Raw genomic sequence first — 24,123 nt, 5'->3', positions numbered from 1 at the left:
CCGACGATAACCGATACGCTCTCGCTCGACGCGTTTTGCCATCGTGTCGAGACTCTCTGCGCAACTTAGTCCTAGACGTCTTGGCGCATGACGGCTGGAAAGTCGTGCGACCGCCGGACAACGGATCGGGAGCGGGCAATGGTGGGCATTCAGGATACGTCTGTGGTGATCGTAGGGGCGGGCCCGAGCGGCCTCGCTCTCGCGATCGAACTTGGTATGCGCGGCGTCGAATGCGTCGTTGTCGAACGCAACGACCGCGTGGGATATGCCCCACGCGCGAAGACGACCAACGTCCGCACACGCACGCACCTGCGTCGCTGGGGGATCGCCGATCGGCTGGCCGCAGCCTCCCCGTTCGGCATCGATTATCCGACCAACGTATTGTTCGTCACCAAGCTCGCAGGACCGATGGTGGCGCGGATACCCAACGCGTCCAACTGCGCGCCGAATCGGGATGATCGCTACCCCGAGCACGGACAATGGATACCCCAGTACAAGCTGGAACAGGTGTTGCGGGAGCATGCAGAGAGCCTGCCGTCAGTACGCATCCAGTTCAGTACCGTCTTCGTAAGTGCCGTGCAGGATGACGAAGGCGTCCAAATTATTCTGCGCGATGTCGCCGGTGGTGGCGAATCGACGGTCTCAGCACGCTTTCTCGTCGGAGCCGACGGTGCACGCAGTGCGGTGCGCGAGGCGATCGGCGTCGCTATGTCCGGAACCTACGGGCTGTCCCGCAATTACAACATCGTGTTTCGGGCGCCAGGGATGGCGCAGGCCCATGATCATGGTCCCGCCTCCATGTACTGGCAGCTTAATCCCGCCATGCCTGGCCTGATCGGTCCCATGGACGAAGGCGACATCTGGTTCTTTATGCCCACCCGACTGCCGGAAGGCATTACTGTCACCAAGGAAGCCGCGATCGCGATGATACGCGAAGCGACTGGAATCGATCTTCCCTACGAGATCCTTAGCAGCGACGAGTGGGTCGCGAGCAGCCTTATCGCGGACAGCTACCGGGACCGTCGCATATTCCTGATCGGAGATGCCTGTCATTTGCACCCGCCATTCGGCGGTTACGGTATGAACATGGGGCTCGCGGACGGCGTGGATCTGGGATGGAAGCTGGCTGCGGTCTCGCTTGGCTGGGGCGGCCCCGCGCTGCTCGACAGCTACGAGCCCGAGCGCAGATCGACCCACGAGCACGTTATGGCCGAAGCCGCGGCCAATCACTCCGTACTGTCCAACGACCTCTGGCGGGACGGCATAGCCGAACCGGGAGCGGCCGGAGACCTCATCCGGGCGGAAGCCGGCGAGAGGATCGTGGCGGCGAAGGAACGAGAGTTTCACACAATCGGCACCGTGCTCGGTGGATGCTACGCCGACTCGCCGATAATCGCGGAGGGCAATGGCGAGCGTCCCCGGACGGCAGACAGCAGGACCTACGTGCCGACCAGTTATCCCGGATGTTTAGCACCACATCTTTGGCGCGGGGACGGGACGTCGCTGTACGATGCTTTCGGCGACGGCTTCTGCCTAATCGCGCGGCCCGAAGCGGCGGCCGCCGACATCGCCGCAGCCAAGGTGGAGGCAGGTGACATTCCGTTGAGGATAGTGCGCCTGACGATGGATGAGACCAATGACCACTATTCTTTCAGACTGACGTTGGTGCGGCCCGACCAAATCGTTGCCTGGCGGGGCGACCAGTGGGAGCACGGCGCGTTGGCGCTTGCCAGTGGGCAGGGTAGAATTGCCGTTTCGCCTGCCATGGCGTGATCGTTGTCGCGCCCGCGGTCCGCGAACAGGGTTTGCGACTTGCCGAGCGACGACTGCGAACATCGTGCGAGTTCAAATATTGGTCCGATAACGGTAGCGGCCCGCACCGCCGACATAGTCGCGCGGGCGGACGCTCATAGAACTGTGGTCGCCCTGCCTTCCTAGGTTGTCGGACAATAACGGGGTTCTGACAATCTAGGTTCTGTTTCAGGGTAGCCATCCGGCGGGGGCCGCCTTGCTGATTGTGAGCTGGAGCTAGAGGACGTCCTTACAGTCGCACGTAAGGACGTCGGTTTCGATCATGGTGCAGGTAACGATACTGGCGGGACCGGAGCGCCGCCGTCGCTGGAGCGATGAGCAGCGCGAGCAGATTGTCGCAGAGGCGTTTCAGTCGGGCGCGCGGGTCTGCGACGTGGCGCGGCGCCATGACGTTGCCCGCAGCCAGATCTACGAGTGGCGGCAAGTGATGCGGCGCCAGGCGGACCCGGCCTTCGTGCCGGCGGTGCTGGTGGATGAGCGACCCCAGCAAGTGTGCGAGCCCGTTGTCGCTGCCGTTTTCGATCTGCCCGATGGCGGGCGGCTGAAGATCTTTGCTTCAGCGTCACCGGCTCTGGCGGCGGCGGCCTTGAAGGCGATGCGATGATCCCGTCGGATGCACGGGTGTGGATCGCGATGGGCCACACCGATATGCGCAAGGGGATGCAGGGTCTGGCGCTGCTCGTGCAGCAAGGTCTGGGCCGCGATCCGCATGGCGGCGACCTGTACGTGTTCCGAGGCCGTGCCGGATCGTTGGTGAAGATCATCTGGCACGACGGGATCGGTATCCATCCGGCGAAGGCCGCGCAGCCAAGCTATCTTACATAAGCTGCGAGCGTCGTTCATCGAGCATTTCGTTGAGGCGATCGAGGCCCCAACGAGTGAACGCGGTGACGGACTCGGCTGTTTCGTCGAGGCTGTCGATGATGCTGAGGCAGCCGTCCTCGGGTGACATTTGTTCGGCCAGTTCCTCAATGAGATCGAGATCAACACAGAGTCGGAGTGCGGCGTAGCGACTGGTGAACACCATGGACGGGGCGGCCATCAGGCGGCTTTTGCGACCTGGTTCGAGGGTGACCAGTTCCAGGGAAGGAGTTCGTCGAGCCGGGCGGCGGGATGATCGGCGATACGGGCGAGGACGTCGGCGAGCCATGCCTGCGGATCGACGTTGCTGAGCCGCGCGGTCTGGATGAGGGTGTAGAGGATCGCGGCACGCTGCCCGCCACGATCGGAACCGCAGAACAGCCACGCCTTGCGGCCGAGCGGGATGCAGCGAAGCGCACGCTCGGCAGCGTTGTTGGAGAGGCAGACCCGGCCATCGTCGAGGAACCGGGTGAACGCACCCCAGCGCCGCAGCATGTAGTTGATCGCCTTGGCGAGGTCGTGGTTGCGCGACAACGTCGCGTGTTGGGCGGTGAGCCAGGCCTGAAGCTCGTTCATTACCGGCGCGCTGCGCTGCTGCCGCGCGGCCAGGCGATCGGCGGGAGGCTTGCCGTTGATCTCACGCTCGATGTCGAACAGGGTATCGAGCCGTCGCACCGCCTCAAGCGCGATCGGGTAGATCATGCCGGCGTGTTCGCCGCGGCTCTTCTTGCGAGCGGCACCCGCGACATCGGCGAGCTCGAAGAACTTGCGCCGGGCGTGCGCGAAGCAACCAGCCTCGCGCACTGAACCGGGCAAGCGCCCGTCTCGATACAGCGCACCATAGCCACCATAAGCGTCGGCTTGCAGGATCCCGGACCAGGTCGCGAGATGCGCCTGGGGATGTTCGCCGCGTCGGTCGCGTGAGTAATGGAACAGTGCTGCCGGCGGATCGGCACCGGCGAACGGCCGATCATCGCGGACGTACACCCACAATCGACCGACATCGGTCTTGACCTTGGCCATGACCGGCACGGTCGTATCGTCGCCGTGCAGCCGCTCGGCGGCGAGGACATGCGCCTCGATCCGCTTGTAAAGCGGCGTGAGCGCAAAGGCGGCCGCGCCGACCTGATCGGCGAGCGTGGAGACGCTGAGCGGCACGCCTTCGCGGGCGAACCGTTCGGCCTGGCGGTTCAGCGGCTGGTGCTGCCCGTACTTCTCGAACAAGAGCATCGCGAGAAAGCTGGGTCCGGCCCACCCGCGCGGCACGACATGGAACGGTGCCGGCGGTTGGGTGATCTTCTCACAGTCCCGACAGGCGACCTTCTCGCGCACGGTCTGAATGACCTTCCACGCGCGCGGGATCACCTCGAGCGTCTCGGTCACATCTTCGCCGAGCTTCGACAGGCGCGTGCCACCGCAGGCCGCGCACGCGCACGGCGCTGCGATGACCACGCGCTCGCGCGGCAGATGGGAGGGGAATGGCTGGCGCGCCGGTCGCTTGCGCTCGAACGAGGCGACGCTGGTCGCCTTGGCGGCGGCGACTTCGGCGACGAGGCCGTCCGTGCCGGCGTCCGCTTCAAGGTCCTCGAGTTGCAGCTCCATCTGCTCGAGCAGACGGCGGCTGCGCTCGGCGCTTGGGCCGTACTGTTCACGCCTGAGCCTGGCGATCTGCAGCTTGAGGTGCGCGATCATCGCCTGGGTCGCGCTCTCGCGCGCCGCGGCGGTGGCAAGGCGCGCCTCGGCCTCGTCGGCGCGCTGGATCGTTGCAGCAAGCAGCGCCTTGAGCGCTGCGATATCATCCGGAAGAGGCGAAATGACGGCTTCCACGACGGAGAGTGAATCATCCTCCACGCCCTCATGCAAGCCGCAAAATGCGCTATCCCGCGCTCGCCGGGCGCCAGCTATGCTGCGGATTACGCCAGTCTATCCCGTCGAGCAGGCAGGCCAGCTGCGAGCGCGTCAAGGACACCACGCCATCCTTCGCCGAGGGCCAGATGAAGCGGCCGCGCTCGATCCGCTTGGAGTAGAGCGATGCGCCGATCCCGTCGTGCCAGATGATCTTCACCAACGATCCGGCACGGCCTCGGAACACGTACAGGTCGCCGCCATGCGGATCGCGGCCCAGACCTTGCTGCACGAGCAGCGCCAGACCCTGCATCCCCTTGCGCATATCGGTGTGGCCCATCGCGATCCACACCCGTGCATCCGACGGGATCATCGCATCGCCTTCAAGGCCGCCGCCGCCAGAGCCGGTGACGCTGAAGCAAAGATCTTCAGCCGCCCGCCATCGGGCAGATCGAAAACGGCAGCGACAACGGGCTCGCACACTTGCTGGGGTCGCTCATCCACCAGCACCGCCGGCACGAAGGCCGGGTCCGCCTGGCGCCGCATCACTTGCCGCCACTCGTAGATCTGGCTGCGGGCAACGTCATGGCGCCGCGCCACGTCGCAGACCCGCGCGCCCGACTGAAACGCCTCTGCGACAATCTGCTCGCGCTGCTCATCGCTCCAGCGACGGCGACGCTCCGGTCCCGCCAGTATCGTTACCTGCACCATGATCGAAACCGACGTCCTTACGTGCGACTGTAAGGACGTCCTCTAGCTCCAGCTCACAATCAGCAAGGCGGCCCCCGCCGGATGGCTACCGGGATCGGCGCATCGCTCTACTCCAAGCGGATCGAGCGCGGCCGCTTCATCTGGCCCTCGGCGAAGGATGGCGTGGTGTCCTTGACGCGCTCGCAGCTGGCCTGCCTGCTCGACGGGATAGACTGGCGTAATCCGCAGCATAGCTGGCGCCCGGCGAGCGCGGGATAGCGCATTTTGCGGCTTGCATGAGGGCGTGGAGGATGATTCACTCTCCGTCGTGGAAGCCGTCATTTCGCCTCTTCCGGATGATATCGCAGCGCTCAAGGCGCTGCTTGCTGCAACGATCCAGCGCGCCGACGAGGCCGAGGCGCGCCTTGCCACCGCCGCGGCGCGCGAGAGCGCGACCCAGGCGATGATCGCGCACCTCAAGCTGCAGATCGCCAGGCTCAGGCGTGAACAGTACGGCCCAAGCGCCGAGCGCAGCCGCCGTCTGCTCGAGCAGATGGAGCTGCAACTCGAGGACCTTGAAGCGGACGCCGGCACGGACGGCCTCGTCGCCGAAGTCGCCGCCGCCAAGGCGACCAGCGTCGCCTCGTTCGAGCGCAAGCGACCGGCGCGCCAGCCATTCCCCTCCCATCTGCCGCGCGAGCGCGTGGTCATCGCAGCGCCGTGCGCGTGCGCGGCCTGCGGTGGCACGCGCCTGTCGAAGCTCGGCGAAGATGTGACCGAGACGCTCGAGGTGATCCCGCGCGCGTGGAAGGTCATTCAGACCGTGCGCGAGAAGGTCGCCTGTCGGGACTGTGAGAAGATCACCCAACCGCCGGCACCGTTCCATGTCGTGCCGCGCGGGTGGGCCGGACCCAGCTTTCTCGCGATGCTCTTGTTCGAGAAGTACGGGCAGCACCAGCCGCTGAACCGCCAGGCCGAACGGTTCGCCCGCGAAGGCGTGCCGCTCAGCGTCTCCACGCTCGCCGATCAGGTCGGCGCGGCCGCCTTTGCGCTCACGCCGCTTTACAAGCGGATCGAGGCGCATGTCCTCGCCGCCGAGCGGCTGCACGGCGACGATACGACCGTGCCGGTCATGGCCAAGGTCAAGACCGATGTCGGTCGATTGTGGGTGTACGTCCGCGATGATCGGCCGTTCGCCGGTGCCGATCCGCCGGCAGCACTGTTCCATTACTCACGCGACCGACGCGGCGAACATCCCCAGGCGCATCTCGCGACCTGGTCCGGGATCCTGCAAGCCGACGCTTATGGTGGCTATGGTGCGCTGTATCGAGACGGGCGCTTGCCCGGTTCAGTGCGCGAGGCTGGTTGCTTCGCGCACGCCCGGCGCAAGTTCTTCGAGCTCGCCGATGTCGCGGGTGCCGCTCGCAAGAAGAGCCGCGGCGAACACGCCGGCATGATCTACCCGATCGCGCTTGAGGCGGTGCGACGGCTCGATACCCTGTTCGACATCGAGCGTGAGATCAACGGCAAGCCTCCCGCCGATCGCCTGGCCGCGCGGCAGCAGCGCAGCGCGCCGGCAATGAACGAGCTTCAGGCCTGGCTCACCGCCCAACACGCGACGTTGTCGCGCAACCACGACCTCGCCAAGGCGATCAACTACATGCTGCGGCGCTGGGGTGCGTTCACCCGGTTCCTCGACGATGGCCGGGTCTGCCTCTCCAACAACGCCGCCGAGCGTACGCTTCGCTGCATCCCGCTCGGCCGCAAAGCGTGGCTGTTCTGCGGTTCCGATCGTGGCGGGCAGCGTGCCGCGATCCTCTACACCCTCATCCAGACCGCGCGGCTCAGCAACGTCGATCCGCAGGCATGGCTCGCCGACGTCCTCGCCCGTATCGCCGATCATCCCGCCGCCCGGCTCGACGAACTCCTTCCCTGGAACTGGTCACCCTCGAACCAGGTCGCAAAAGCCGCCTGATGGCCGCCCCGTCCATGGTGTTCACCAGTCGCTACGCCGCACTCCGACTCTGTGTTGATCTCGATCTCATTGAGGAACTGGCCGAACAAATGTCACCCGAGGACGGCTGCCTCAGCATCATCGACAGCCTCGACGAAACAGCCGAGTCCGTCACCGCGTTCACTCGTTGGGGCCTCGATCGCCTCAACGAAATGCTCGATGAACGACGCTCGCAGCTTATGTAAGATAGCTTGGCTGCGCGGCCTTCGCCGGATGGATACGGAACGACCGGGTTTGGTGGACAGCGGTCTGGCAGCTTTGCAGCCGAAATCGGGGAATAGAGACCTTGGGAGATCGGACATTAGGGTACGCAGTGACCCGCATGGCATCGGGCCGGCAGTCGAGGCGAGCCTGCATGGGGTCGATCACCTCCTCGTGCTCCCAGCGCTTTACAATGGCTTGGGTTAGCGTATTTTCCACCAGCACCACAACCGGTCATGACGGCGTGGCGACAGAGAAACCAAAAAACGGTCCGGTTACAGGAGAGTGCGCGTGTTCGAGTTTAGACTTGAAACCAATATTTCTTTGCTGACAGCTACCCGGACGGGGGTTTGGTCGTTGAGCACAGTAATTTCTTACGAGGCTGATCTTCGCCGCGAGTTGGTTAAGCTCCATCTCTGCGGTTCGCCGACATTATTCATCATCGATGTCCGATCAAGCGGACCGCAACCTCCTAAAGTAGCGGAGGCTTTGCGATCGATGGTATTGGGACTAGGTCACCTTCATGCCGATCGAACGGCTGTAGTAACAGCGACTGGGTTGGCCAAACTGGAGGCTAAACAGGAAGCTGATAAAAGCGCCAAAGTTTTCACTTCTATGGTGCTCGCTAGAGATTGGATTACCGGCAAGGCCGGTCCGGCACCGGCTTAATGAGAGTGATATGTCAAAAACGGCAGTCCTGATAATTGATGACTCTGTTACCATTCGAGCGATGATGGAGCAGGTCTTGCTTAAAAACCCAGAGTTCGATGTGGCCGGTATCGCATCGTCTGTGGATGAAGCACGGACGATGATGCATCACATATCCCACGACGTCGTCACGCTTGATCTGGCAATGCCAGGAACCGGCGGTCTTGCGTTTCTCGACGAGCTTGCAAGCCAATCGCACGCACCGATCGTCGTAGTCTCGTCCGCTACCAAGATCGATAGCGTAGAAGCCGGCGAGGCACTGAAACACGGCGCATCCGCCTGTTTCGACAAAGCCAGATTCTTGTCGGATTTGCCAGGATTTCTTCGTGTCCTGCGCAAGGCGGCTAAAGGTAAAGCAGTCTGACCGTACCACCAGATCGAGCCGTTAATTGGCGTTGCGAAAGGGACCCCTTTTGCAACATCGATGACGACCTCTTTTCCGACCAATGACGAACCGTCGTCCGTTCGGTGTGCTGGATCGAACGGCGGTGAACATGGCAAGCATACTCACCGCCTGTCGTTTCAAGCGGACTCGACCACCTTCGCCGGCCGGCCGCGCTTCGGTTCCGAAGCGGTAGTCCCGGTTTTTGCAGGATATTTCTGTCCTGGCTTTCGGCCGAGACCGATCTTTTTCGCCATCTCCCGACGCATTGCCGAGTAGGACGGCGCTGTCATCGGATAATCGCCCTTCAAACCATAACGCGCGCGATATTCAGCAGGCGTCAAACCGTTGGACGAGAGATGCCGCGTCAGCGTCTTGTAGGGCTTGCCGTCGATCATCGAGATAATGACATCGGGATTGGCCAACGACTTCCGCGCAGTAACCGCGGCGGTAAATTCAGGAGCGGCGTCTTCGGTCGGAGCTTCGACCGATGCAGTCGAGAGGCCGATCACGGCATCGTGCATTGACTTCAAGAATGCCGGGACGTCCTCTGCCGAGGTGCGCGTGTTTGGATTCGACAGCCATGCCATCGTCAATTCGGTAGCCAGTTCAACGGTGTTTGTAGTTTCGTCAGTCAATGCGAATTTCCTTCCAAGCGCGGATGTAGCGAGACCTCAGTAAAGATCACCCTTAACGTCACAGGTACGTGGGTCAGCCCGTTCGCTATTATCAGACAGCTAAGCCGCGCTCAAAGGCAGAAATAGGACAGACGGATCTATCGCGCTCGCTCAGTTCCTGAGTGCGTATATCGTTCCGCAGCGAGGCTTTGAACACGTTCAGCACGCTGGGCCATTTCGTCCCACCGCGCGGCCGATCCAAGCGCCCGGATGCGAACGTTAGGTAAAGTGGCGATCTCCGCCTCTGCACGCGCGGCGTCTGCACGCGCTCGGTACAATTTTGGTTCGTCAGCCATCGCGCCGATTTACCTCTTTTGACGTTGTTCCGCTAGCGACGCTGGCTGCGAGCCCCGATGTCTCGACCTGGGCTTTTCCAGCCGGTAGGCTGCTACCGTCTAGATATGTCCAGATAAGGTACCGCGGCGTCTTAGAAATGCGGGTTGGATCGGCTCCTGGCTGGAACGTCCACCGCGCCCGCTGACGCGAACGACAAGAAAGTCTCACCTTGCCGTCACCCAAAGGGGTCGCCTGCGGTCGGATCGATACGGGAGGCGACCGTGCGCATTCAACTCAGTCGGCTGCGAACCGCTTGGCCAATCTGGCGCTGGAGCCGCTCTTGGCCGCAAGCTTGGCGCCGTAGCGCATTACGGTATTCGGATCACGCCAGCGATAGGCCTGCATTATCGCCGGCAGGCTTTCACCGGCCGCAAAATTGTCCTGCGCGACGCCGACCCGGATCGAGTGGCTGGAGACCGCTGCGACCCAGCGTTCAACCTCTTTTTCGCCCATGGCACCGAGCAGCTTCTTTTCGAACGCCTGGCGGACAAGACGTTTGTAGATGATTCCGATCGTGCCGGGGTGCAGCGCACTTTGACCTACCGACCGCACAGCACCGTCAAAATAGGTTTCCACCCGCCGGAACAGCGGACCCTTGTCGATCCCGCCCTTGTCGCGCCAGCGATCGATCGCTCGCATTGTTGCGGGCGATAGATAGGCGTGGGCCCCCTGCCCTTCTCGGTCGGTCTTGCTCTTCGAGATTAGCAGGGTGCCCGCCCCCTCCCCATCGGGCCCGTCGATATGGGTGAGGTCGATCGCAACCAGCTCGGAGCGGCGACAGCCAGTATCGTAAGCGACCCGGAGAAGCGCCTCATCCCGCGCACCGAGCATATCCTTCCGACAGGCTTTGATCAGCGCGGTGAGTGACACGCCGGCCGCAGGCCCATCGAGATCTGTCACGTCACCCTTGAAGCGGATTGCCCGCGCCTGGGTCTGCCGTACCCCTACGGCCTTGCGCGCGGCTTTAAGCTCGAGGCGAACCAGGGGCGCCGCGGTCGGGTCCTCGCGTCCCGCCATGCGGTAGGCCCAGCCGATATGGACCAGGTAGCGCGCGATCGTCGCGGCCGAGCGCGCTTCAGTAGCGCGTGCCGCCTCGGTGCTGACATCTTCGCCAGAGAGAGCCCGGACGTAGCCAGCGACAGTCTGCGCGGTCGCAGTTCCGGTCTGCACATGGGACCGTCGGCACCAGAGGTCCCACAGGCGTAGGTCGGACAGGAAGGCTCGGATTGTATTCCTCGACCAAGCGCGGGCTGCGGCCTCTACGATTTGCGGATCGACCAATCGGCGTTGCGGCGCGAGCGCGGTCACCTCATCCACGATGACGTCCAAGGGGTGATCAGAGCTTTTGCGGACCTGGAACGACGGATTTGCAGCCATCGTTTACGGATACCTCAGCCAGCCCGAAAACGCTAGGGTCGCGATAACCTTTTATTATCACGTCCGATCACCTGGGCAACATAGACGGAAGGTCGAAGTTTGGGCTACTATCGGGGTCATATGCTAGATCAAAAATCATCTGATCCCGGGGACGACGTTGAGCCGATTGCCGTTTTGATCGAGCGAGCGAGCGTGGCAATTGGGCGGTTGGATGCTCATGTTTCCGCCAGTTCCGCCGCAAAAGCATGGGGCCTCCGTGCGGCTTGGGTGGGCTATACGCGGGCACTGCAGCTAGCCGGCACCGAGATTGACGAAGTTGATGTATTTTCTTGGGGATCGGGTGTTTCCATTCCCCATCGACCCCGCCGTCACACGCTTGATGATAGCTTTGCGCACTTCGCTCCGTGGCACGCTCGGCTTGTTGCCGTTGGCCGGCATTGGGCGGAGGACCTCCCCTTTAGCCCTACCTCGGAGCAGTCGGGCCGGCCTGTGCCGATGCTGGTACGCGCGCTTGCTCTTCAAGCAGGTTATCTGAAGGCCGAGCGCTCGATCGATGCCTGGCTATCGTTGCCGGTCTTTCTTCATCGGCTCGGCCTGACGGAGCGCCCCCTACCCTGCCTGGTTGAGGGTGATCGTCGACTCCTCTTCGCTCCCCGGGACCACGGGCCATCTTCACGTCGTATTTTGCGCGGCTTGGAAGCCGCAGCGCTGAAAGGCCGAAAGGCACTAATCGCCATCGAAGATGGGCACGTGCTCGCCATAACGGCTCTGGCTAATGAGGCTCGCCCGACTGCCTTAAAGCGACTGGTCGCGTTACTGATGCAGGCGCCTGTCCAATCGCCGGAGAGTGTGGCGCGACACCTCAAACTTTCACTCTCTGGCGCAGGGAAACTTCTTAACCGAGCTGCATCGCTAGCACTGATACTGGAGGTAAGTGGCCGACGCTCCTGGCGGACATATGTCGTTCCTGATTTGGCGATCGCGCTCGGCTTTATCGCTCCGCCTAAAGGACGACCACGATCCCGTCCCACACTGGATATCCCACCCGCAGACATCAACTCGATCTTGCAGAACTTCGATCGTGAGATGGCGGAATTTGACACCCGATTTTCGTCCGAAAGACCGACCTAGACTGGCCTGCCGGCGTCTATCGGTGCAAAATTATCATCCTGTCTTGCGCCTATCTCGTTGATTCACCTAGATTCTTTTAAGCGCTAACTTAGTACATGATGGTACCACTCGGTTGGCAAGCCATGGAATTGCTACCCAGCCATACACTTTGACTGCGTTGACATTGGTTGGCGATGGTACCAATGCGGTCCAATGGCGTTGGTCCCAATGCGGTCCGGTGGCGTTGGTACCAATGCGGTCCGGTGGCGTGGGTACCAGTGCGGTCCGGTGGCGTTGGTACCAATGCGGTCCAATGGTGTTGGTAGTATACTGATGGGACGCAAGAGGTTTGGTACCATAGAGAACCGTAGCGTTGTCTTGCCGACCGAAGCCGATGCTACTAATTGCAAGTGCGGCGGTGGGTACCGAAGGCAACCCATGCATTTTAGGAAGCTGGCTCAGGCGGCCAGCGAATGACAAATCTGAGAGGTTCTTTATGCCCATCATAAGCTTCGCGAGCCCAAAAGGCGGTGTCGGCAAAAGCACGTCGGCACTGATCCTCGCGAGCGGACTCACTCAAGCCGGCGCCAGCGTGACCGTCATCGACGGCGATCCAAACCGAACGCTTTATAACTGGTCCAAAAATGCCGGGTCCGGAGCGTTCTCATGTCGTGAGCTGCCTTCGGACAACGAAATATTGGATGCGATCGAGGACACCGCGACACGAAGCCAGTTCGTTATCGTCGATCTCGAAGGCACGGCGAATTTAGCGATGTCTCGCGCCATTTCGAGAACCGACCTCGTCATCATTCCCCTTCAAGCGTCCCCCGTCGACGCCCGTCAGGCTAGTCGGGCGATCAAACTTGTCATCGACGAGGGCAGGGCGCTTCGCCGTACGATACCCTATCGGATGCTTTTCACTCGAGTGAACCCGGCGATAGCCACGCGCGACGAACGGGAAATCCGGACGCAATTCCGCGACGCAGACATCCCCACGTTTCGCATTGCCTTGAATGACAGGGCTGCGTTCAGGGCAATGTTCACCCACTATCGCTCTCTTTGGGAACTTACCGACGAGGCCGCTGGCACAGATAAGGCGCGGCACAACGCCGCAGCTTTCGTGGCTGAAGTTACTCAAGAAATTAGAAATCAGCAGCAGGCTCAGGAGCACGCAGCATGAGCAAGATTGACCTCGGCCTTGGTGACTTGTCGGATATAAAGCCAAACGCGCCTCGGCCGCAGACGGCGTCGCAAGATCGGTCGGAGAGCGCTACTATCGACACGATCGGCCGAGATCATGGCTTCATCAAGCCATCGGTGCCCGCCACGTTGCCGCGACGTCGACGCACCGCAATGCAAGGCGAGCCCCAGCACCAAATCAGCATTAAAGGCCCCGTTCGCGTGATGGAGCGGTTGATCGATTACTGCGACCGGGAACGGATCGCGTATTGGGAGGCTCTCGAAAAGTTTCTCGATCTCGCTGAGGAGCGAGGCCACTGACCGAAGGGCTCGGTTACGGCGCCTTCCGGACTAGACATACGGACACGACAGGGCACGGCTGTTGGATCGGCTGTTTGTCGTGTCCGGAACCCATCCATTACGGAAGATCTTGGCGGAACCTGCGACATAAGACCGCGGGGCCTACGGTTTGCGGAGGCCGCTGCAGTGCCACCTCGCAAGGGTAGGGGCTTCTGCCGACGTTTGGGAGTGGTCGAAGGCAAGGCGAAGGTAGCGGTGCCCCCCGCCAGTCACCCTGGGCCGTCTCGGTCGACCGGTCGCCCGATCCCTGCGGCAACGATGGCGTCGCGCACTTTACGAAAGAAGCTCGCTGGCAGATAGCCGTAGTTCACCGATGGCTCTCGTCCCGGAACGGGGCGAATGTCGTACCCGGGCCAGGAGAACCGGTTCCATTCAGTGATGACGATCCACGATCGGTCTCCCGACAGTCCGAGATCACGCCGGATGGCTTCAGGCACTTCAATCGCCAACTGGTTGCGGGCAGGGGCCTTGCTAGTCATCGGCACGACGTGAACCTGATCGATCCCATCCTTCGCCTGCGTCACCAACACAACTGCAACCGGCCGATCCTTGACGCCTTCATCACGACCGTTGGCGAACTCGTATTCCCACAGGTAGCTGTAGTTCAGAACCTCGCCAGGCTCAGGAAGCGTTGAGCCTTTCTTCGGCCGCTTCAGACCCGCGCCCTGGTTCGACGGCACGGATGGCTTCGAGGGTTTCGTCATCAAGATCCTCCACGCGACCTGCAACACGCTCACGACGGCGCAGGCGCTCATATTCATCGACGGGAACCATGACGAAGCGCACGCGGCCGTTCCGGCTAACTCCCACCGGGCGGATCATCGCCTCATCGGAGTAGCGGCCGAACTGCTTCTGCAGTTCGCCCGAGGGGACGACTTCCATGCTTTTCGACATGAGCTGATGCTCCAATGCGGTTTTAGGTTCAGTGTGAGGATCGGTTTCAGGATCTGATGCGTGAGCGGTTTCGAGCGTTTCGATATCTGCGTGTCGTTGGGATCGGATGGTTCAGGATCTGATGCGTTTGCGAGTTTCTGCGGTTTCACGCTTTCGGAGCACACGAACCCTCGCGGGTCCGATGATCCGGTAAATAGGGAAGATCCGGATAATCGTCAAGAACGGCAAAACGGACGTAGACTGGCAAATCATTCTAATGATAATTGTCATTCTCGCTAGAATGATGGTGGTGGATTAGGGGCCGCTCCGATAAGCTGCCAGCGATGATCGTGGTCATTCCCAACCCGGCCAATTTCCAGGCTGCTGGCCTCAACCAGATCTACCTTGCGTGGCAAATCGCCCTGCAGTCGCTCGCCGATTATGACGAGGCCTTGTAGTATGGGGTCGACGACGACGCGACGAATAGAGCGGAATACTGGGCACGTGCGCAGCCGGCGCCCGCGAACGCCTACAGCCTGATCCAGCAAGGGATGGAGCTAGCGCTCAAAGGACGCATAGCCTCCGTGTCGCCGCTGTTGCTGATCGGCGATCCCGGCGATTGGCCTGGGCGGGCAGCAAACGAAGACATTTCCTTTGGTGAGTTTCGCACCCTAGCCTGATCTATTCACCAGCAGCGTTTCTCAACCGATGGGTCAGCGCAGGGGTCGGGTAGCCGCGGGCAAGGCGCATGGGTCCGAAGCGCCTGTCTCATCGCGGGTTTACAGTTTGGGGCGGAGTTGATGGGCGGGGTTCGTTTGGCGGCCACTGCCGCATCGATCATGGGCCCGCGGTGCGCAGATTGAGCGCGATGGATCGGAACAGCGCGGCATCGAAACAGGCGCTTGCGAAGGCGATGCGGATGCGGCTGGTGGTTTCGACGACGCGCGCGGCGACCTTGAGCAGCCGCAGGCGGATGGTCGCGAACTCGGCGGTGCGGAGCGTTGCGGTTAAGCGCACCCGTAGGGTCGAAACGGAGTGGAGAAGCCCGCTTGCGGGCTTGCGCGGGCGGACGCCCCGGCGAGGACTGAGAGCCTGAACACCCTCTGATTGGCGACCATGGGTGAGATCATTTCCGCAAGGCTTATGCTGGACGACCGCGCCGATCGCGGCGTATCGTTAGGTTATGGATACGGCTGCCAACATTGTTGCCCTGTGGCCCCGCTGGATGGAGAGCGCCGGCGAGATGCTGCGCATGAACGCCCTGGTCCGGACGCGCTGCTGTGGCTGCGGGACGTTGATGCGGGCTGACCTCCACGACATCGTGGCGCGGCATGGCCCTGGCTACTCGCTGATCGACAAACTGGAGCGGTGCCGGATGGTCGAATGCGTCAGCGCGACCTTCTATCTGGCCTCGCGGACCTATGGGGGTAAGTGGACGACGCTGCTGCGTGATCCGGAACTGGTGACGGCGTTCGAGGAGCTGCCGCCTGTGCGGACTGCGCGGGGCTGATCGATCGGGTTCTTGAAGCGGTAAGGATTGCAGCGTATATGGGTCGGGCTACTACAGTCTGAGTCTATAAATCACATCCTGAGCTCCGGACGTTCCAGCGTTCGGGGCTCAAATTGTTTAAGGACGCCCGGCGTTCCAGCGCCGGGAGTCCCCAACTCGGCCTAGTGGCGCGTCAGATCGATGATTTTCACCATCAGGCTGATGATCGCGACGACGAGCGTCGCGGTGCCGAGTACCAGTGCTATTACAGTTGCAGTGTCTATATGAATCACCTCCTTGCGACCGTCAGGCTGACGGCCGCGACCCGCGGTAGGGGGTGGGCAGGCATGGTGCCACCAACATCGGACTGTGAGCAAAAAAAGGGGGCGTAAAGCCCCCCTTTGCGTCAGTGTCGCAGGATCTACACCAGCGTTCCGATCGCGGTCAGGGCCACGATGGTGAAGCCGACGATGCTGATGACCCAGGTCTGGGTCTTCATGTGCGTCTCGAGCGACCGTTGCAGGCCGTCGATCTTCTCTTGAAGCGGCTTTGTCGCGTCTCCAACCATGTCGTCGATATACTCCTCGATGCTGGCTACCACCAGCTTTGCCTGATCGTCTGGAACGTTGATGGATTTGAGTGTTTGATACAGATCAACCTGCATAGCGTTCTCCCGTTAGTCGCACGAATTTGTGCGGGAGTGCCGAGACATGGGCTCCGGGCGATCGGGTCAGGGACCGCGTAAGCGGCCGCGCCAGCGGGGCGTGGGGGAGCCGATTTGCGTGAGCCAAATTGGGGGAACCGCGCATCCTTGAGGCGATCGCCGCACCCATGTCATACTGCCGCGACACGAATGAGCAGTTCTCCCCACAGACGCCTCCTGTCGGTCGGCATCAGCTCTGCCAACTCGGCAAGCTCTAGAATGATCGACTGCGGGAGCGTCGGCTTTTTGAGTCGCCGCATCGTCGAGAGACGATGGGCGAGCCATTCAGCTTCGATCTGTGCTGTCATGCCCTAATCCTCGGTCTCGCTGCGGTTGGGTGGAGCGACTGAAGCCGTGCGGCCATATCGTCCATGCTGAGCCTTCCAGCGGACATGCGGATTGTGCGATCGCCGGCCGAAGCGATCATCGGGTCACGCTGCCGATCGCGGGAGGCGTCGTGGCTGCGATCGTCCAGCTCTACCAGCGCAAGGATGGCGCCGGATGAACGGTCTTCGATCACGAACTCAACGATCTTTTGTGAGAACGTACAACGGGTGCGCGTCGCCTCGCTGCGACCAAAGCCGCCCTTGGGCTGCAAGAGCGCGGCCATCGAGACCTGCACATGGACGCGGGAATGGGGCAGGACGCGCTCGTTGATCCCTCGGGCAACGCGCTCCCGTTCGGTGAGCAAGGCCTTGGCGCGTACGCGGGGCGTGCGTGAAACTGCTTTGGCGATCGCGGCCAGGACGACGGCGACCAGCGAGGCGAGAAGCAGTTCGGGGCGCATAACGTGCGTCACGGTGCGGATAAATTTCGTGCGAGAGCCGGGAGGGCGCGCACGATGCGCATCTTCCCGGCTAGGCGAGGATCCTGACCCGAATGGGCCGAGACCGCGTGCGGGCTCGGTCGGGGCGTAGCACCGATAGAGCTGTGCCGAAGGCCGCCCCCGCGTTCCATCAACTCTCCTCGGTCTCGGCTTTGGTCAGGACCGAAATGTATCGGCTATCAGCTCCGTCCGATATGACGTGTCGTTCGCTTCGCCATGCTGGCTTTCGCGGGCGCGGCCCGTGATATGAACCAGGTCGCCTTTGGCGGCACTATCGACCTGGGAGGCGACGTTGGAGAAGCACACGACGCTGTTCCAGTGGGTGTCGGTTTTCCATTCCTCACCGTCACGCCGGTTATAATTGGCGGCCACGCTGACGTATTTCACCTTCTCGCGCGATGTGATCTTGCCGATCCGGCCAATGATCCGGAACTCTGCGATATTCTGGGGCATCATAGTCTCCTTGGCTGAAGTGAAATGCTGAATGCGCGCGGCCGGGGATCGCTAGTCGCGGTCCTGTTCGGTGTGTCGGAAGTGATATTTCTGGATATTCTCAGGCGTCGCGTAGGGCTGATATGCCCTCGTCCAGTCGTGGCTGATGTCGTGCTGGGCGATTTTGAGCGGCACCTGATGCGTGCAGACTAAGCGCCACAGCACATAGGCGAGGACGTTCTTGTCGCCGGCATTGGCCTGGGCTTGCCGCGGTTGAAGCCACAGGTCGCGCATGTCGAGCGGCGCGCCGCCAATCGAAATCGGGATCAAGTGATCCAGCTCGAAATCGGCGGTCGCCTCGCCGGGGTGCTGCGCGTCCATCATACGCCGCTTCAGTTGGCCGGTGACCGCATAGCTGGGACGGGCCGCCCGGGCGTAGCCTGGGCGGCAAATCGTGTCGTCGATGTTAGCCTGAGTGATCGCGGGGTCGATCGCGCCGGGTGTCTCGGCCGGGGGAAGAGGGTTCGCGCGGTTTCCCGTCAAGATCGGGTCGTGTGCAACCTTAGACAGGCCGGCGACCGCATCGCAGATCGAACCGTCTCAGCGCGCAGTGCAACCGAAAGGGTTCGTGTTTGAGGTGCGGTGATCGCTTGGAGAACGGTGCCACAGGACAATGGCTGCGAGAATTGCGGCGCCCCCCAGGATCGCGCGGGGCCCCTCACGCGAGGATCGCAGATCGGCAGGGTAGGGCGGGCCAGCCTCTGCAAGGGCGCGCCGTAATCTGTGTCGTGCGGTGTCGATCCCACATTCCGTCATTATTATCTTATTAGACAAATATGGACAGCATTAATTTGAACGCTCGATTGATCCCGCGTCAAGACGCTCAGCGTCATCAAGCGGGAACCGGAAAATCGCGCACACACGAGAATGAAGAGAGACATCTGAGCAAGACGAAAGCCGCATGCTGCCCCCGGGACACTCCGGACCTCGTGGGTCGACCGACAGTTGCACCTTTGTATGACGTGCCTATTTATGCGGTTCGGTCGTTCAATGAACGCCGGGTCGTCACCAACAGGTTTTCTTCAGACGCAGATAGTGCTGGCTATCGAACTGCGGAACCAGCGCTAGGCGAAGATTGGCTGTCCCCGCGCAGTATCATGCCGCCTGGATCTCAAGGTGAGAGACCGGTACACGATTACGCGGTGTCAGCACCACAACTGTGTCGAGTTTGGTCACCCGGCGTCCCCGCGTGTCGAGACGAGGTTCGCTTTGCGCGACTTCCTTGAGCGATAGCTTATACTCGGGGAGGTCATCACGGGCTTGCACCGCTTTCAAATGCTGCTTGAATTTCGAAGCTTCCGCGGTCGAACCGACCTTTCGCGACAGAAGCTCAATTGGCAACTCGATTTCTTCTCCTTCGCAGTGGCAGTGCGCAATCTCATAGAGACGGCGCTCGATCGTGCCGAGCCGGAAGTAATCGTGATGATAGTGATAAATATGGCCGTCGAGCTGGATGGCGCGATGCAGCCATGGACAAAGCCGCACCTTAACGACTCTCAGTTGCTGTTCTCCATTGGGAAGGACTGCATATTCAGCCGTCGCTTCCGACAGCCATGAAAACCAACCCTTCTCAATCTTGGCGCCGGTCTGGATGTTGGTCTTGATCTGTGTGCCCTGCAGGCGTTCCAAGGCGTCGGTGAAACGATCATAATCGCGCTTCGAGGGGCGGGGGACCCCGGTAATGCGGAAAAAATCATGCGCGGTGAAGGTAAAGTTCTGGTCAACTTCCTCGCCCCGACTGATCGCTTGGGCCATCAGCGACGCGACGTAGAGGATGATCTCCTTGTCGTACATCGTGGCGATCCCGGTCGCGCTCGGTCTGATTTGGATGCTCAGCTTGCCGATCTTGAACTCAAGTTCTTTCTCAACCGGCACCTTGGAAAGCGCGAAGAAAGGAAAGTCCATAACGCTCCGCTCACCGCGAACCTTGCCGTGAAGCGGGCTGTCGGGCTCGAACAAATTGCCCTGGCGTGTGACGATGGCTTGCTTGCTCATGCCGATCCCTTGGCGCCTGATTCTTATCACGCGATACTAGCTTCGTTTCGCATGCCGCGCATCGCCTAACGACGATGATCTGCCCGAAAGCACGAGTCATGTGGGGCTTCGCCGCATTAATCCGTCGCACCTCAGCGTGCCTGCCCGCAGGGCAGAACGGAAGGGCTCGTGCTTTCGGGCAGATCGTCTCGGCCGCGTCGGCGGGGCACGTGATACTGGCCGATCATGACGATCTGCCCGAAAGCACGAACTGACTGATGGCGCGCCGAGCAAGATCACCAAAAGGCCTTGGGTCACCCCCGGCCTGCATCGTGCGCATGGCTCCCGCCTTGCGAAGATCCTTCAGGCCGTGGAAGGTGCGCCCGAGGTTGAGCTCGCCCTTGGCGGCGCGCCCGGTCATGCCGCGGAGATAGGCACCGGGCCTCTGCACCTCACCGACCTGATATTTGCGAACGGTCGCAATAACCGAGGCGGCAGCGCCCCGGTGCCCCATAATTCTGCAGGCTTCGTGCCAGGCGTGGCGATGGATATGGTTCTGGTCAGCGAGTTGCTCAGCCAAGTGGATTAGCTCTCCCCAGCCGCGGCGACCAAGGCCAAGGGAACTGCACAGTTCAGGCGTCACGGATTCGATAAAATCCGGATCGACGCCGTGCTTCTCCAGATCCTCCTCAACCTCTGATTGCGGAAGCGCTGATCCCACATCGTAATCCCCGCTACTGCTTTTCGCCGAGCCGTTACTTGTAACTGCTTTAGCAGTTCGGGGTTGAATTGTAGTTGTAGAGTGCGTGCAATCATGCACATCCGTGGGTGCACTATTTGGTATTTCAACAAGCTGATTGAGCGCTTCGCGCTCGAGGAGTATGGCAGCGACCTTACTCTCCAATGCCCGACCGCGCTGCTCGATCTGCTCTACGCAGCCAGTTAATAACGCTATATCGCGAACATTTCGCATCTGCCGCGCCGCGCTCTGCGCCAACGCAAGCTCCTCATCGGCGCCAGTGTTAAGTACCATGTCATCCAGCGCGGCCTGGGCAAGGCTTGCCGTACGCCGACGGGCGGCCGTCAGCCGGCGCTTCAATCCATCGATCTCTTCGTCTTCGCGCGCGCCGCGCGCCGCAATTGCCCTGAACTCCTCAAGTCGGGTCCCAATCGGAGCCAATACGATGCCGTAAGCCCACTTGATCGTGCCATCCGCCGCTCTAGCGCCCCCGCGATGCCCGTTGGGGCTGTCCTTGTGGCTTATGAGCCGGAGCGCGATAGCGCGGTCGAGTAGGTTCTGCACTTGCCTCACCTTCAACCCCAATTTGCGCGCGAGCTTATCGTTGCGCGGCCAGACGATTGGCGTCGAGGCGGACCGCCAGTCCTCCGGCTTCGTCCAGGCGAAAAGCACGTCAACGAGTTGCACTACGCTCGGAGGAATGGCGAGATACGCGGCTGCCCGCTTGAAGGCGGCAAGTGCCTGGCCGGGCCCATGGCCTTCGGGCAGGCCTTGAAAGGCCTGTGCGAGCTGCTCGGCCTCCGCCGCCGCACCGTCGAAGCGGCGAAATCCCGCCCCTGGATGATAGGCATAGGTCATCGGTCGGTAACTCCCCTTTTGGAGCCCGTGCGGACACACAGCATCGCCGCGCAAAATGCGCGTTCCGCTTGTGGAGGTTGGGTGTTTTCGCTAGGAAGTGATTGTCACCTCGCTCCTAGTGAGCACCTCGGAAAAGCCCGGCCTTGCGCCGGGTTTTTCATGTCAGCACGGCGTCTCCCTCACACGTCGATGGCACCGGCTGGGTGTGCGTTACCAACCGGCGGCGCGCCGCATCCCATCACCCCGAGGGCCGGATCGAGAGATGTCGCGCTTGACGATTGTTACGGGCAGGGAACGGAGGTGGCGTGTTGTTATGCTCGTGCTATCGGGCAGATCGCCGTGGAAATGCTCGTGCTTTCGAGCACATCGTTCCCCGCGTCCATTTTGCTATTTGGACCGGACTCGTGCTTTCGGGCAGATCGTCGTGGATCCGTCTCAGATAGTTCGAAATTCGTCGCGTCGGGACGCACACTCACCCCTCCCGTACTATCTCCGACCCTAGGTGATCGGCCTGAAGGTAGGCGTGATGTCGAAGCCGCAAAGGCTGGGTCGCACGGGCAACAAATAGTGCAACGTCGTCTCGCAGGCGCGCAGCGGTGGCCGTAATATTGAACCGCCGGCGGTCGTCCATCACGAGCGTCGTTTGGCGATTCTGAGCTTTCATTAATTAGCCGCGCCGAGGTATACTGTAACAAAATGGACACGGACCCGTGGCCGTGATCGAGCGGCGCGAGACATTTCTAAATGACGACGAGGCTCCACCTAGAGGAGATCATCCAGCCTGCCGCGCAGCGGTTTGGCGCGCGTCTGAAGGCACGTCGGAAAGCGCTCGGGTTGACACAGACCGACATTTTCAAGCGCACGGAAATTACGATCGGGTATCTGTCGACGATCGAGAGAGGTCGCGCAAATCCCTCTCTGGACCTGATCGTTAAACTGGCGGCTGCGGTGGATATGGAGGTTTGGGATCTGTTCCGCCCTGACGATGCGTAAGTCGAAGACCTGATAAATCGAAAGTGAAAGCCCAATCCAGTTCGACGGCGGAATCATTCCCTGGGCGGTCGCTAACCTGATCTATTCACCGGCAGCGTTTCTCAGCCGATGGGTTAGCGCAGGCGTCGTATAGCCGCAGGCAGGGCGCATGGGTCCGAAGCGCCTGTCTCATCGCGGTTTCACAGGTTGGGGCGGAGTTGATGGGCGGGGTTCGTTAGGCGGCCACTGCCGCATCGATCATGGGCCCGCGGTGCGCAGATTGAGCGCGATGGATCGGAACAGTGCGGCATCGGGGTATGCGCTGGCGAAGGCGATGCGGATGCGGCTGGCGGTTTCGACGACGCGCGCGGCGACCTTGAGCAGCCGCAGGCGGATGGTCGCGAACTCGGCGGTGCGGAGCGTGGCGGTTGCGGGCATAGCGTGCCGCACGGCCCACATCAGCCAGTAGGCGGCGGTGTGAAGGATGAGCCGCATCTGATTGGCGTTGGCCGAGCAGCAGGAGGTTCGGTCGCTCTTCAGCTGCGTTTTATGCAGCTTGATCAGGTTTTCCGCCTGGCCGCGAGCGCAGTAGAGCGTGTCATAGATCCGTTCAGCGCTGCCCTCGGCAAGCGAGGTGACAACGAGGCGGATGTCGAGGCCGAGGCTGCTCGCCTCGATGCGAGCAACGACGCGACGTTCGGTATTCCCCCAGGTTTTCGCAGCGTAGCGCGTCTCTGCGTAACGCCGTAGTTCGACCAGTCCCTGCAATGCCCGGTCGGTCGCGCAGGCATCGCCTTCCCGGACGATGACGGGATCGGCGTGGAGCGTGCGGTTGCCGGGCAGCCCGAAGATGTAGTCGATGCCGTTCGCCTCGCACCAGGCCATCGGCTCTGGCCGACCGTAATGACCATCGCCGCGCAGCGTGATCCGGGTATCGGGCCAGTGGCGACGGATACGTCGCACGAGCCGGCGAACATGGCCGGCGACTTCCTTGCCCGACGGCGTTTTGCCGGTGCGCAGCAGCATCGCAACCGGCCGCCCGGTAGCGGTGTCGTAGACATGGATCGGCAGGAAGCAACGCTCGCCGTAGTGCCCGTTCCAGAAGGAGAGCTGCTGCGCGCCGTGTACGACGTCGACGGTATCGTCGATGTCGAGCGTCACCGCCGCAGGCGGCACGGGGTAGCTCGCGCAATAGAGGTCGACCAGCGTGCCGGTCAGACGGATCAACTCGCGCGTAGTCGGCGCGTTCTCCCACCGGCTCATCGTCGGCTGGCTGGCCAGCCCGAACGGATCACCCGGCAGTTTGCCGAGCGCCAGCTTGAACCCTGGATCATGCCGCAGGGTGTCGAGATCGTCGGCGTCTTCATACCCACACGAGATCGCCAGCATGCGGGCGCGCAAGATGTCGGCGACCCGGTGGATCACCCGACCCTGATCGCGCGGATCAGCGATGCAGGCGGCGAGCCGATCCGCGATCCCCAACCGCCGCTCGGCCTGTGCGAGCAGTAGCACGCCGCCGTCCGACGTCAGCCGACCGCCGTCGAACGCGGCGGTGATTTTTCGACCACGAATGGCTGGGAAGGTAAAGGAGAACCCGCTATCGTCAGCCATGGCGGTCGTGGCACTTTCTGTCTGGAGCAGAGGG

At 61.8% G+C, this 24,123-nt stretch carries 29 protein-coding genes and 1 pseudogene; 13 read left to right on the top strand and 17 right to left on the bottom strand.

The genetic code is table 11. The annotated features are described in order from the left end of the window. The first annotated feature begins 138 nt into the window (after positions 1-138). From ACVWYO_RS23695 to tnpB (ACVWYO_RS23685), 3 genes are all read left to right on the top strand, one after another. Positions 139-1,773, top strand: coding sequence for an FAD-dependent monooxygenase (locus tag ACVWYO_RS23695; protein WP_457355388.1), 1,635 nt, complete (start codon positions 139-141; stop codon positions 1,771-1,773). 301 nt (positions 1,774-2,074) lie between these two features. Beyond that, positions 2,075-2,416, top strand: a complete 342-nt coding sequence (tnpA, locus tag ACVWYO_RS23690) for an IS66-like element accessory protein TnpA (RefSeq protein WP_457349615.1) — start codon at positions 2,075-2,077, stop codon at positions 2,414-2,416. Further along, positions 2,413-2,637, top strand: coding sequence for an IS66 family insertion sequence element accessory protein TnpB (gene tnpB / locus ACVWYO_RS23685; RefSeq protein WP_457355386.1), 225 nt, complete (start codon positions 2,413-2,415; stop codon positions 2,635-2,637). Before tnpA (ACVWYO_RS23690) ends, tnpB (ACVWYO_RS23685) begins: the two co-directional genes overlap by 4 nt. Here the strand turns inward: tnpB (ACVWYO_RS23685) and ACVWYO_RS23680 are convergent. Genes ACVWYO_RS23680 through tnpA (ACVWYO_RS23665) form a run of 4 tightly spaced genes read right to left on the bottom strand, consistent with a single transcriptional unit; the run spans position 2,630 to position 5,229 of the window. Then, positions 2,630-2,854: a hypothetical protein gene (locus ACVWYO_RS23680; protein ID WP_457349023.1), complete on the bottom strand. Its 225-nt coding sequence runs from the start codon at positions 2,852-2,854 to the stop codon at positions 2,630-2,632. The two genes, tnpB (ACVWYO_RS23685) and ACVWYO_RS23680, sit on opposite strands and share 8 nt — an antisense overlap. Beyond that, on the bottom strand, positions 2,854-4,500 hold the full coding sequence (tnpC, locus tag ACVWYO_RS23675; RefSeq protein ID WP_457355587.1) for an IS66 family transposase: 1,647 nt from the start codon (positions 4,498-4,500) through the stop codon (positions 2,854-2,856). The genes ACVWYO_RS23680 and tnpC (ACVWYO_RS23675) overlap by 1 nt, the downstream gene beginning before the upstream one ends. 49 nt (positions 4,501-4,549) lie before the next feature. Beyond that, positions 4,550-4,891: an IS66 family insertion sequence element accessory protein TnpB gene (tnpB, locus tag ACVWYO_RS23670; RefSeq protein WP_457349022.1), complete on the bottom strand. Its 342-nt coding sequence runs from the start codon at positions 4,889-4,891 to the stop codon at positions 4,550-4,552. Beyond that, positions 4,888-5,229 (bottom strand): IS66-like element accessory protein TnpA, encoded by a 342-nt coding sequence (gene tnpA, locus ACVWYO_RS23665; protein ID WP_457349615.1) that lies wholly within the window; start codon positions 5,227-5,229, stop codon positions 4,888-4,890. Before tnpA (ACVWYO_RS23665) ends, tnpB (ACVWYO_RS23670) begins: the two co-directional genes overlap by 4 nt. Before the next feature lie 81 nt (positions 5,230-5,310). Between tnpA (ACVWYO_RS23665) and tnpB (ACVWYO_RS23660) the strand changes: the two genes are divergently transcribed. From tnpB (ACVWYO_RS23660) to ACVWYO_RS23640, 5 genes are all read left to right on the top strand, one after another. After that, entirely contained in the window at positions 5,311-5,487 is a 177-nt protein-coding gene (tnpB, locus tag ACVWYO_RS23660) for an IS66 family insertion sequence element accessory protein TnpB (RefSeq protein ID WP_457355384.1), read from the top strand. A gap of 49 nt (positions 5,488-5,536) precedes the next feature. After that, a complete protein-coding gene (tnpC, locus tag ACVWYO_RS23655; RefSeq protein WP_457355585.1) occupies positions 5,537-7,183 on the top strand; it encodes an IS66 family transposase in 1,647 nt (548 codons plus the stop codon). Further along, positions 7,183-7,407, top strand: coding sequence for a hypothetical protein (locus tag ACVWYO_RS23650; protein ID WP_457349023.1), 225 nt, complete (start codon positions 7,183-7,185; stop codon positions 7,405-7,407). The genes tnpC (ACVWYO_RS23655) and ACVWYO_RS23650 overlap by 1 nt, the downstream gene beginning before the upstream one ends. Before the next feature lie 307 nt (positions 7,408-7,714). Continuing rightward, on the top strand, positions 7,715-8,092 hold the full coding sequence (locus tag ACVWYO_RS23645) for a hypothetical protein (RefSeq protein ID WP_457355382.1): 378 nt from the start codon (positions 7,715-7,717) through the stop codon (positions 8,090-8,092). A gap of 10 nt (positions 8,093-8,102) precedes the next feature. Continuing rightward, the gene (locus tag ACVWYO_RS23640) at positions 8,103-8,495 is read left to right on the top strand and encodes a response regulator (RefSeq protein ID WP_457355380.1); all 393 of its coding nucleotides are present in this window, start codon (positions 8,103-8,105) and stop codon (positions 8,493-8,495) included. A gap of 158 nt (positions 8,496-8,653) precedes the next feature. Here ACVWYO_RS23640 and ACVWYO_RS23635 read toward each other — a convergent pair whose 3' ends face one another. Together ACVWYO_RS23635 and ACVWYO_RS23630 are read right to left on the bottom strand one after the other, a co-directional pair. Beyond that, on the bottom strand, positions 8,654-9,151 hold the full coding sequence (locus ACVWYO_RS23635) for a MucR family transcriptional regulator (RefSeq protein ID WP_457355378.1): 498 nt from the start codon (positions 9,149-9,151) through the stop codon (positions 8,654-8,656). A 609-nt stretch (positions 9,152-9,760) separates the two neighbouring features. Beyond that, a complete protein-coding gene (locus ACVWYO_RS23630; protein WP_457355376.1) occupies positions 9,761-10,903 on the bottom strand; it encodes a tyrosine-type recombinase/integrase in 1,143 nt (380 codons plus the stop codon). A 120-nt stretch (positions 10,904-11,023) separates the two neighbouring features. Between ACVWYO_RS23630 and ACVWYO_RS23625 the strand changes: the two genes are divergently transcribed. From ACVWYO_RS23625 to ACVWYO_RS23615, 3 genes are all read left to right on the top strand, one after another. After that, on the top strand, positions 11,024-12,034 hold the full coding sequence (locus tag ACVWYO_RS23625; RefSeq protein WP_457355374.1) for a hypothetical protein: 1,011 nt from the start codon (positions 11,024-11,026) through the stop codon (positions 12,032-12,034). A 475-nt stretch (positions 12,035-12,509) separates the two neighbouring features. Next, on the top strand, positions 12,510-13,193 hold the full coding sequence (locus tag ACVWYO_RS23620) for a ParA family protein (protein ID WP_457355372.1): 684 nt from the start codon (positions 12,510-12,512) through the stop codon (positions 13,191-13,193). Beyond that, the gene (locus ACVWYO_RS23615) at positions 13,190-13,513 is read left to right on the top strand and encodes a hypothetical protein (RefSeq protein ID WP_457355370.1); all 324 of its coding nucleotides are present in this window, start codon (positions 13,190-13,192) and stop codon (positions 13,511-13,513) included. Before ACVWYO_RS23620 ends, ACVWYO_RS23615 begins: the two co-directional genes overlap by 4 nt. A gap of 248 nt (positions 13,514-13,761) precedes the next feature. Here the strand turns inward: ACVWYO_RS23615 and ACVWYO_RS23610 are convergent, their stop codons facing one another. From ACVWYO_RS23610 to ACVWYO_RS23600, 3 genes and pseudogenes are all read right to left on the bottom strand, one after another. Further along, positions 13,762-14,256, bottom strand: a complete 495-nt coding sequence (locus ACVWYO_RS23610; RefSeq protein WP_457355368.1) for a hypothetical protein — start codon at positions 14,254-14,256, stop codon at positions 13,762-13,764. Further along, positions 14,174-14,446, bottom strand: coding sequence for a type II toxin-antitoxin system Phd/YefM family antitoxin (locus ACVWYO_RS23605; RefSeq protein ID WP_457355366.1), 273 nt, complete (start codon positions 14,444-14,446; stop codon positions 14,174-14,176). Before ACVWYO_RS23605 ends, ACVWYO_RS23610 begins: the two co-directional genes overlap by 83 nt. Positions 14,447-15,262: 816 nt before the next feature. Then, positions 15,263-15,433, bottom strand: a pseudogene (locus tag ACVWYO_RS23600) (transposase); the annotation flags it as partial. A gap of 244 nt (positions 15,434-15,677) precedes the next feature. On the opposite strand from ACVWYO_RS23600, the gene ACVWYO_RS23595 reads away from it, so the two are divergent. Continuing rightward, positions 15,678-15,935: a hypothetical protein gene (locus ACVWYO_RS23595; protein ID WP_457355364.1), complete on the top strand. Its 258-nt coding sequence runs from the start codon at positions 15,678-15,680 to the stop codon at positions 15,933-15,935. Positions 15,936-16,335: 400 nt separating this feature from the next. On the opposite strand, the gene ACVWYO_RS23590 is transcribed toward ACVWYO_RS23595, so the two are convergent. The 7 genes from ACVWYO_RS23590 to repC all read right to left on the bottom strand — a co-directional run bounded on the left by ACVWYO_RS23590 (position 16,336) and on the right by repC (position 21,506). Beyond that, positions 16,336-16,578 carry a hypothetical protein gene (locus ACVWYO_RS23590; RefSeq protein WP_457355362.1) on the bottom strand — a complete coding sequence of 81 codons (243 nt, stop codon included), beginning with the start codon at positions 16,576-16,578 and terminating at the stop codon, positions 16,336-16,338. A 170-nt stretch (positions 16,579-16,748) separates the two neighbouring features. After that, positions 16,749-16,925, bottom strand: coding sequence for a hypothetical protein (locus tag ACVWYO_RS23585; RefSeq protein ID WP_457355360.1), 177 nt, complete (start codon positions 16,923-16,925; stop codon positions 16,749-16,751). Beyond that, positions 16,922-17,404, bottom strand: a complete 483-nt coding sequence (locus ACVWYO_RS23580) for a DUF2726 domain-containing protein (RefSeq protein ID WP_457355358.1) — start codon at positions 17,402-17,404, stop codon at positions 16,922-16,924. Before ACVWYO_RS23580 ends, ACVWYO_RS23585 begins: the two co-directional genes overlap by 4 nt. Before the next feature lie 195 nt (positions 17,405-17,599). After that, a complete protein-coding gene (locus ACVWYO_RS23575) occupies positions 17,600-17,896 on the bottom strand; it encodes a single-stranded DNA-binding protein (RefSeq protein ID WP_457355356.1) in 297 nt (98 codons plus the stop codon). Positions 17,897-17,947: 51 nt separating this feature from the next. Next, the gene (locus tag ACVWYO_RS23570; RefSeq protein WP_457355354.1) at positions 17,948-18,256 is read right to left on the bottom strand and encodes a hypothetical protein; all 309 of its coding nucleotides are present in this window, start codon (positions 18,254-18,256) and stop codon (positions 17,948-17,950) included. A gap of 774 nt (positions 18,257-19,030) precedes the next feature. Beyond that, positions 19,031-19,930 carry a replication initiator protein A gene (locus ACVWYO_RS23565; RefSeq protein WP_457355352.1) on the bottom strand — a complete coding sequence of 300 codons (900 nt, stop codon included), beginning with the start codon at positions 19,928-19,930 and terminating at the stop codon, positions 19,031-19,033. Positions 19,931-20,153: 223 nt separating this feature from the next. Continuing rightward, positions 20,154-21,506 carry a plasmid replication protein RepC gene (gene repC / locus ACVWYO_RS23560; RefSeq protein WP_457355350.1) on the bottom strand — a complete coding sequence of 451 codons (1,353 nt, stop codon included), beginning with the start codon at positions 21,504-21,506 and terminating at the stop codon, positions 20,154-20,156. 744 nt (positions 21,507-22,250) lie between these two features. On the opposite strand from repC, the gene ACVWYO_RS23555 reads away from it, so the two are divergent. After that, complete coding sequence (locus ACVWYO_RS23555) at positions 22,251-22,499, top strand: helix-turn-helix domain-containing protein (protein WP_457355348.1); 249 nt, start codon at positions 22,251-22,253, stop codon at positions 22,497-22,499. 237 nt (positions 22,500-22,736) lie between these two features. Here the strand turns inward: ACVWYO_RS23555 and ACVWYO_RS23550 are convergent, their stop codons facing one another. Then, positions 22,737-24,089 carry an IS1380 family transposase gene (locus tag ACVWYO_RS23550; RefSeq protein WP_457348490.1) on the bottom strand — a complete coding sequence of 451 codons (1,353 nt, stop codon included), beginning with the start codon at positions 24,087-24,089 and terminating at the stop codon, positions 22,737-22,739. Positions 24,090-24,123: the final 34 nt, after the last annotated feature.

The sequence above is a fragment of the Sphingomonas sp. UYP23 genome (assembly GCF_054059235.1).
This window is presented reverse-complemented; position numbering and strand designations above follow the sequence as displayed.